At 45.7% G+C, this 7829-nt stretch carries 3 protein-coding genes; 1 reads left to right on the top strand and 2 read right to left on the bottom strand.

Annotation, left to right across the window (positions count from 1 at the left end):
• Positions 1-98 precede the first annotated feature (98 nt).
• Positions 99-479 carry a response regulator gene (locus tag V7Q33_RS10925; RefSeq protein ID WP_333819860.1) on the bottom strand — a complete coding sequence of 127 codons (381 nt, stop codon included), beginning with the start codon at positions 477-479 and terminating at the stop codon, positions 99-101.
• A gap of 2 nt (positions 480-481) precedes the next feature.
• Positions 482-5647: an ATP-binding protein gene (locus tag V7Q33_RS10920; RefSeq protein WP_333819859.1), complete on the bottom strand. Its 5166-nt coding sequence runs from the start codon at positions 5645-5647 to the stop codon at positions 482-484.
• Positions 5648-5960: 313 nt separating this feature from the next.
• Here V7Q33_RS10920 and V7Q33_RS10915 point away from each other — a divergent pair, with 313 nt between their 5' ends.
• A complete protein-coding gene (locus V7Q33_RS10915) occupies positions 5961-7790 on the top strand; it encodes an Ig-like domain-containing protein (RefSeq protein WP_333819858.1) in 1830 nt (609 codons plus the stop codon).
• Positions 7791-7829 lie beyond the last annotated feature (39 nt).

The raw sequence follows: 7829 nt of genomic DNA, 5'->3' as shown, positions 1-7829 counted from the left end.
GGACCTGGCACGTTCGGCCGGGGCTGACAATGTGATTGAAAAACCTTTCCCGATCAATGAACTCCGTGAGATGATCGCCAACTATATATAGTTTGTTACTATTTTTTTTCAGACAGGAGCGCTATCAGTGCCTGCTCCAGCTCGGTGCTGCTGGTGGGCTTGATTATAAATTTATCAGCGCCCATTTTCAAAAACTCCAATTGTAACTCCTCGTGTGCAAAGCCCGAATACATGATGATGCGTATATCTGTATAGAGCGGATCTTTTTTTAGTTTCCGTAAACATTCTTTGCTGTTCATGCCATAGAGCATGCCATCCAGAAAAATATAGGAGGGGATATGAACCGCTTCCCGCAGCATTCGGAATCCTTCTTCGCATGAAGACGCAGTAAGGCAATCGCAGTCGGGGATTACTCGTCTGGCCGTTTCTACAAAGTAGTCAACGTCTTCCGGATCATCATCAATTATCAGGAACAGCATGGCTAACAGGGAAAGTAGCATGAAAAAACCGAGCCATGCCCCACGCTGCTTTTCGCGGTAATAAACCCGTGATGGTTCTGCATTACTTTTTTACAAATGGCGAGCCCCATACCCGTTCCGGCATACTCATTCCGGGCATGCAGCCGCTGGAACATGTGGAAGATCTTGTCAGCATACTGATCCTCGAAGCCAATGCCATTGTCTTCTATTTCAAGTCTGAAGTAGCGCGCTTGCCGATCTACCAATGGAAAATCTATATCATGATCGGTAACGTATACACCCGATATACGCACATGAGGTATATGATTACCACCGGGTTGAAATTTGATCGCGTTCGTTATTAGGTTCTGTAACAACTGGTAGATTTGCTGCGAATTTCCGGTGATAGTCGGCAGTTGTCCGTACTCGATTGCCACATGATGTTCTTTGATAAGCTGGTTCAGATCGGCGAGCACCAGGAGCAACTGTTCCTGTAAATTTACGTCTGTCTGTTCTATATTTGCCGAACCGGCTTTTGAAAAAGCGAGTACATCATCGATCAACGCATTCATGCGCACTACTGAATCGAGTATTTTCCTTGCAAAATTCTTTCCGCGATCGGTAACGATCGTTGCTTCCTTTTCTACAAGCTCGTGTGTAAACAACTGAATCTTTCGCAGCGGCTCACGAAGATCGTGGCTCGCTATAAATGCAAAGTTTGCCAGCTCTTCGTTCATGGCTTTCAAAGCATAATTTTTCTGTTTGAGCGATTCATTTAACTGCAAAAGATTCTGGCGGAATTTTACTTTATCCGTTATGTCGTGTTGCGTTACAACCAGGCTGTTTTCGAGTTTCACGGCAATGGTAAGGTACCAATACTTTTGTCCGTGATCTTCCGCTTCATGCTCAAACTCTGCCGTCATGCCAGTGTTCATTACGCGTTCGAAGTATGCAAACAATGTTGCGGCTTCCGATTGCGATAGCAGGCTATATATACTCTTGCCGCGCAGGTCTCTTTGCCCTGCCAGCAACAATGCTTTTTTGTTAAAATATTTCCAGGTAAAATCGCTCACATCGCCACCGGCAGTATAGCGTGTTTCAAAAACCGAAATAGCGTTGGTAGAGGAGTTGAGCACAGCTTCCAGCAGATCGTTGGTTTCATTCACCTGCTTTTCGCTGAGGTATTGTTCCTGTATATCGGTAAAAGAACCCACCAGCATTTCAATTTCACCGCTGTCGTTGCGTATAGGTTCCATAATGTCGAGGTGCCAGCGATAATTACGATGTTTATCGCGGATCAGCACCTTGCTGCGGTAGTGACGTGGATCGGCCGTAAAGGAGCGCCACTTTTCTTCGATCTCTCTTTTTTGATCGGGATGAAAAATATCGCTCCGCCGCGGATTCATATTCTTACATTGTTCTGCAGTAAGCCCGGTATAGCTATACCAGCGATCGTTCAGAAATCTGATATGGCCATCAGCATCAAGCACCCATACCATTTGTGGAATGGCATCCAGAATTTTCTGCAGATGAGCATTCTGTTTTTCAACCGTAAGCCGGCTTTCTTCCAGCTTGCGCGAGTGTTCGGATAACCTGTGTTCCAGTTCCAGGTTTCGCATACTCAGTTTCTGCTCCGCTTCACGCCTCAGGCGCGCCACTTGTATACGCATGCGCACTACCGCCTGCAGCTCGCGCGAGGAGAAGGGTTTCATCAAATAATCATCGGCACCATATTGCATGCCTTCGATGCGGGCTTCTTCACCCGGACGTGCTGAAAGAAATATAACGGGTACATTGGCTATAGTTAGTTGCTTCTTCAGCATGCCCACCAGGGTATAGCCGTCTATTTCCGGCATCACAATATCGGCCAGAATTATATCCGGGCGCAGGCCGTTGTATACAAGCTCTATCGCTTTCTTGCCATTCTCGGCAGATACAACTGTATAGTCGTGCGATAGTATATGGCGCAGGTATTCACGCATATCGGTGTTGTCGTCAACGTGCAGCACTACCGGGTTTGTATCACCCGGAGCCGCAGCGGTGCGTTTTGTTTTTGCAGCCTGTTTATCCGGTGGCAGCCAACCTGTAATCTCGTGCAGATAAGAAGAAGAAACGGTACTGTTCGGAAGCCTTCCGGGATTTTCGTATACATGCTTCGAAGGCAAATGCGATTTACCTTTTGGTATAAATACTTTAAACTCCGTTCCTATACCTTCGGTACTGCTTACTTTTATGGTGCCGCCATGCAGCACGACAAGTTCTTTTACCAATGCCAGTCCTATACCGGTGCCTTCGTGCGTACGGGCATTTATACCTTCAATGCGATTGAAGCGATCGAAAATGGTTTTAAGATTGTGTGCTGATATACCAATGCCGGTATCACGCACATGTAGCACTGCATATTTCTTGCGTGAGCGAAGCTCGATCTCGATCGATCCGTGATGCGTAAATTTGAAGGCGTTGGAAAGTAAATTCAGCACAATCTTCTCCCACATCTCGCGATTCACATAGACAGGCTCCGGTATCGGTTTGGCCTTCACGCTAAACCGAAGCCCGGCTTTTTCAATAGCAGACCGGAAGTTACTCGCCAGATCGATCGTGAAAGCTGACAGATCGGTTGGCTGATAAAAGGCTTCCAGCTTACCGGCCTCAATGCGAGAGAAGTCGAGCAATGTATTTACCAGCTTCTGCAGGCGAATACTGTTTCGATATGCCATTTCCAGTTTTTGAACATCCGCAGGCAGCAGATAACTTTTATTCTTCAATACATCTTCCAGCGGCCCCAGCAGCAAGGTGAGCGGTGTGCGGAATTCGTGACTTACGTTGCTGAAGAATTTAGTCTTGTCGCGATCCAGTTCCTTCAGTTTCGCATTCAATTCCTTTAGCCGCTCTGATTCGGTAAGTGCGGTAATATCAAAATCTACCCCCAGCACCTTCAGGGTATGCTGATTTTCACCGGGTATCACAGAGGCTTTTATCTTTATTGTTTTTGTCTTTCCCGAAACTTTTATTCTTACCGTTTCTTCAAAGGGTATACCATGGCGTATGTGCTGCACCATGTCACTGGCTATCGATGCATCTTCCGGTATAACGAGCTGCTGATAAATTTCCGGTTGTATTTCCGTTTCAGCAGATATACCCAATATGCTATGCATACCGGGCGAGCAGGTGAACTGATCTGTAGACGGTATATATTCCCAGCTACCTGTTGCGGCCACGGCTTCCGTCTGTTGCAGTATCTGCAGATTTTTGCGGAGCTCTTGTTCTGACTTCCTTAGTTCGGTAATATCGCGCGCTATTACCAGCACCGTTTCTACTTCACCCATACTGTTCTTTTCAGGCACCATGCGCGAAAAGAAATATACAGTGCCTTGTGTTGTGGTGCTGGCATTATAGTGGGTTTGTGCTGTGCCGGTATTAAAAGCCTCTTGTATCTTTTCCATCCACGATCCGGCAGTTTCCTCCATCCATCCCATATCGGCAACGGTCTTGCCATAGAGTTCTATATTGGGTATACCCGTTCTGGCTTCGAGCGCAGCATTGGCAAAGAGAAGTCGCGGACCTTTACTCCAGCGGGTAATAACATCGGTTGTATTTTCAATCAGCGTACTGAGCTCGCGTTGTGCCTGTTTGGTTTGCGTAATATCTTCTGCGGATACAAAGAGCCCGTCTCCTAATTTTATGGCCTTCCACCGGAGCCATTTTTTTTCATGATCTTCATGGTAGTTTGTTTCAATATCAACGGCTTCGTTTTGTGCCACGGCCCGGGCAAAGCATGTAAAAATATCATTGTATATAGGTGGTGGACAGAATTGCGAAAGAACCGATGTTTCTTTTTGATCAAATATATAGAGGGCGGCATCGTTCATCCACTCGCAGGCAAACTCGTGTATCAGGTTTCGTTCATCGCGCACACAACGCAAAATAAATAAAGCTGTAGTAGACACATGAAAGGCAGCTTCGAGCCGGCTCTTGCTTTCGCGCACGTCCATTTCTGCTTTCTTCTGGTGTGTGATGTCTTCTGCGGCCACCACTACCAGATCACGCACGCGTGCATGTATACTCCGGAACCAGCCGCGTAAATTCTTATCGTGGTGATAGTATTCTGATACAGACCGCTCACCGGTATCCAGTACTTTTTTGAGTATAGCAAATTTTCCGTCCCGCACAGCTTCCGGAAATATTTTCGTATAGCGCTTGCCAATGACATGCTGTCCCTGTGCAATAGCACGCATAAGCTTGTTGGCAATAATCCATTCAAAATCTTCTACTTCTCCCTTTTCATTGCGAACTGCTTTGAATACGCTCAGCGCTACGATATCTGACTGGATAACTGATTCCATTAATTCCTTACTTTCCTGCAACTGCCGGTTATGCCAGTGCAGCAATTCGTTTTGCTGTGTGAGTTCTGTCTGTTGCTTTCGAATAGTCTGTGCAGATATCTCGCTCTCCGTAACATCCTGAATGGTGCCCAGTAAATAATTGGTTTCTGTTCTGGACTTGAACGGCTTGCCCTTTAGTGTAATATAGCGTAAGGTGTTATCGGCTTGCAGTATGCGGCATGATACTGTAAAGGGCATAAATTCTTCCTGGGCCGACATTAATTCTTTCCAAACTTTATTCTGGTCTTTTGGATGGATATTTTTAACAAAGACTTCCCAGTCCGTTAGAATATATCCCTCATGCAATCCACTGATGCGATTGAAGTTGGAAGAAGTATAGATAGCCCTCGTATCGAGATTCCAGCGCCATGATCCGGCGGATGACACCGCTTCAGCGTACTCAAATGTTTTGAGGTTAAGCTCCAGTGTATTTGTATAATTGTCCCAGTCGGCAATAGAAGGCTTTGTGCGGTTGCTGTCAGAAAATATACCACTGCCATGCAGCATGTGTATATCTCCGGACGCATTGATAAGGCGTACATGAAATTCCACGATTACACTTTCGTTTGCCGATTCCAGCACCGAGAGAAACATAGCCAGATCTTCAGGGTAAATGAGGTGATTGCTATTGTGTATGTTCACCAGGTAATCGTACGTAACGGCAACATCAGGCAGATCACGCAAACTGCCTAACGTGCCATCATCCAGCAGCCAATGTCCTTCAAATATTAAAAAACATGATTTGACAATAAGCTCAAGTTCATTGTGAATGACAGTTTCATTTTCATTTGCTAAAGCGATCTCCATAAATTTAAACAGGGGTTAACAAGTTCTAGTGGCCAACAGACGGGAGAGTAATAACAGTGGTATGAAGATAGGCGATAAGTTTTCAATCAACTGCTACTTGGCAACAGGTAATTAAAAAAAGTATGATAATATGAACGCTGAAAAGAAGTGTGGAGTGATTTACACGATGAATTTCTTTTGTAAAAAACTATGCCGCTACATTTTTGTAAATCATTAACGAATGCACTATGCAGCGTGTTACCTCTTTTTTCGATTGCATACGGATGCTGCCCATACGGATGGCAGCGGAATAATTTTTTAGCGGGAAGCGTTCATGCGCTATATTTTTATCTGCTTCATACTATTTATTGTAGTACTGCCTGCATTGGCGAAGAAACCCAAGATACAGGGGCAGCAGCCTGTTAGCATCAGCGAAGATCAATCTTATACTATTCAGTTAACAGACCTTGATGTAAAAGATATTTTTTACCCGTGGGGATATACGCTCACAGTATATTCCGGAAATAATTATACCCTCTCCGGAAACACGGTTATTCCGGCATCAAATTTCGCCGGTATACTTACTGTTCCTGTAACCGTAAATAATGGCAGTGACGACAGTAATAAATTCGATTTCAAGATAACTGTGAATCCGGTAAACGATGCGCCTGTTATTACCGGGCAGACTGCTTTACAAACTACAGAAAACACACCTGTTACCATCGCGCTGGCAAACCTGACTGTGTCTGATCCTGATAATAGTTATCCAACCGGTTTTTCGCTAAGTCTCGCGGCAGGCTCGAATTATACAGTGAACGGAGCTACGGTAACGCCATCCGCTGGGTTTACCGGCACCCTTACCGTTGGCACTACTGTAAGCGATGGCGCAGCCAGCAGTAACCAATATGGACTCAAGATCAACGTAGTACCTGGAAATGTGAAGCCTGTTATTACAGGGCAGGTAGCACTTAGTACGCCGAAGAATAAAGCGATTACACTGCAACTCGCCAACCTCACGGTTACCGATCCTGACGATGCCTATCCCGGTAAATTTACCATGTCGGTAGCAGGCGGTAGTAACTATACTGCATCGGGCACTACCGTAACACCGGCTCAGAATTTTGTCGGAACATTGTCAGTGCCTGTAACGGTAAATGATGGTAAAGCCAGCAGTGCGCCTTATAATGTGAAGATTACGGTTACTAACGAATTACAGATCACTGGTCAGCAGCCGCTGGAGACGAACGAAGATCAACCCATCACACTCAAGTTGGCAGACCTCGTAGTGAGTGATCCCTCAAATGTATACCCGAGTGGTTTTACGTTGCAAATACTGGCAGGGGAGAATTATACCGCCAACGGTCTGCAGGTTATTCCGTCAGCAAATTTTTATGGAACACTTTCTGTAGGGGTGACGGTAAGTAATGGAACTGCCACCACAAATCCATATTCTGTTAAGATCACGGTGAACCCTGTAAATGATGCACCGGAGATTGCAGGACTGGAAACGGATCCACTGCTATACACTGTTGCGCACGATGCTGTAGCAATCTCCAAAACACTTACCGTTAGCGATGTGGACGATAACTCGCTAGTGCTGGCGGAGATCAGTTTTCAGCCGGAGACTTTTGAAAGTGGTGCTGACGAATTGATCTTTCAGAACACGGCAACTATACGTGGTGTATACGATTCTGCCAAAGGTGTGATGTCGCTCATTGGCTTTGCCACACTTGCGGAATATAGGGATGCGCTGCGTTCAGTAAAGTATTTATATGATAACGTAAACGACCCGATGCTGGAATCCAAAAAGATATATATCCGCCTGAATGACGGAAAGGCATACAGCATCGCTTATGAACGCGAGATTGACCTGCAGGAAGAGATCAGCTTTGATATACCCAATGGTTTTACGCCGAACAATGATGCAGCCAATGACACATGGAAGGTGAGGCCCCTCAAACATCCGGAGCGATTTGACAAGACTACAATACGGGTATATAACAAACGCGGCTCACTCGTATTTCAGACTACCGGCTTCGAAAAAGACTGGGACGGCCGCTGGAATGGCGAAGTCTTGCCACCCGATACATACTACTATACTATCGATCTAAACCTTACGTATCTTACGAATTCGTATAAGGGAATTGTTACTATCATGCGATAGGAATAGTTGCAGGCTTCTGGCTACAGGTTGCTGGCCGAA

This window comes from Ohtaekwangia sp. (genome assembly GCF_036786105.1).
GTDB lineage: Bacteria > Bacteroidota > Bacteroidia > Cytophagales > Cyclobacteriaceae > Ohtaekwangia.
This window is presented reverse-complemented; position numbering and strand designations above follow the sequence as displayed.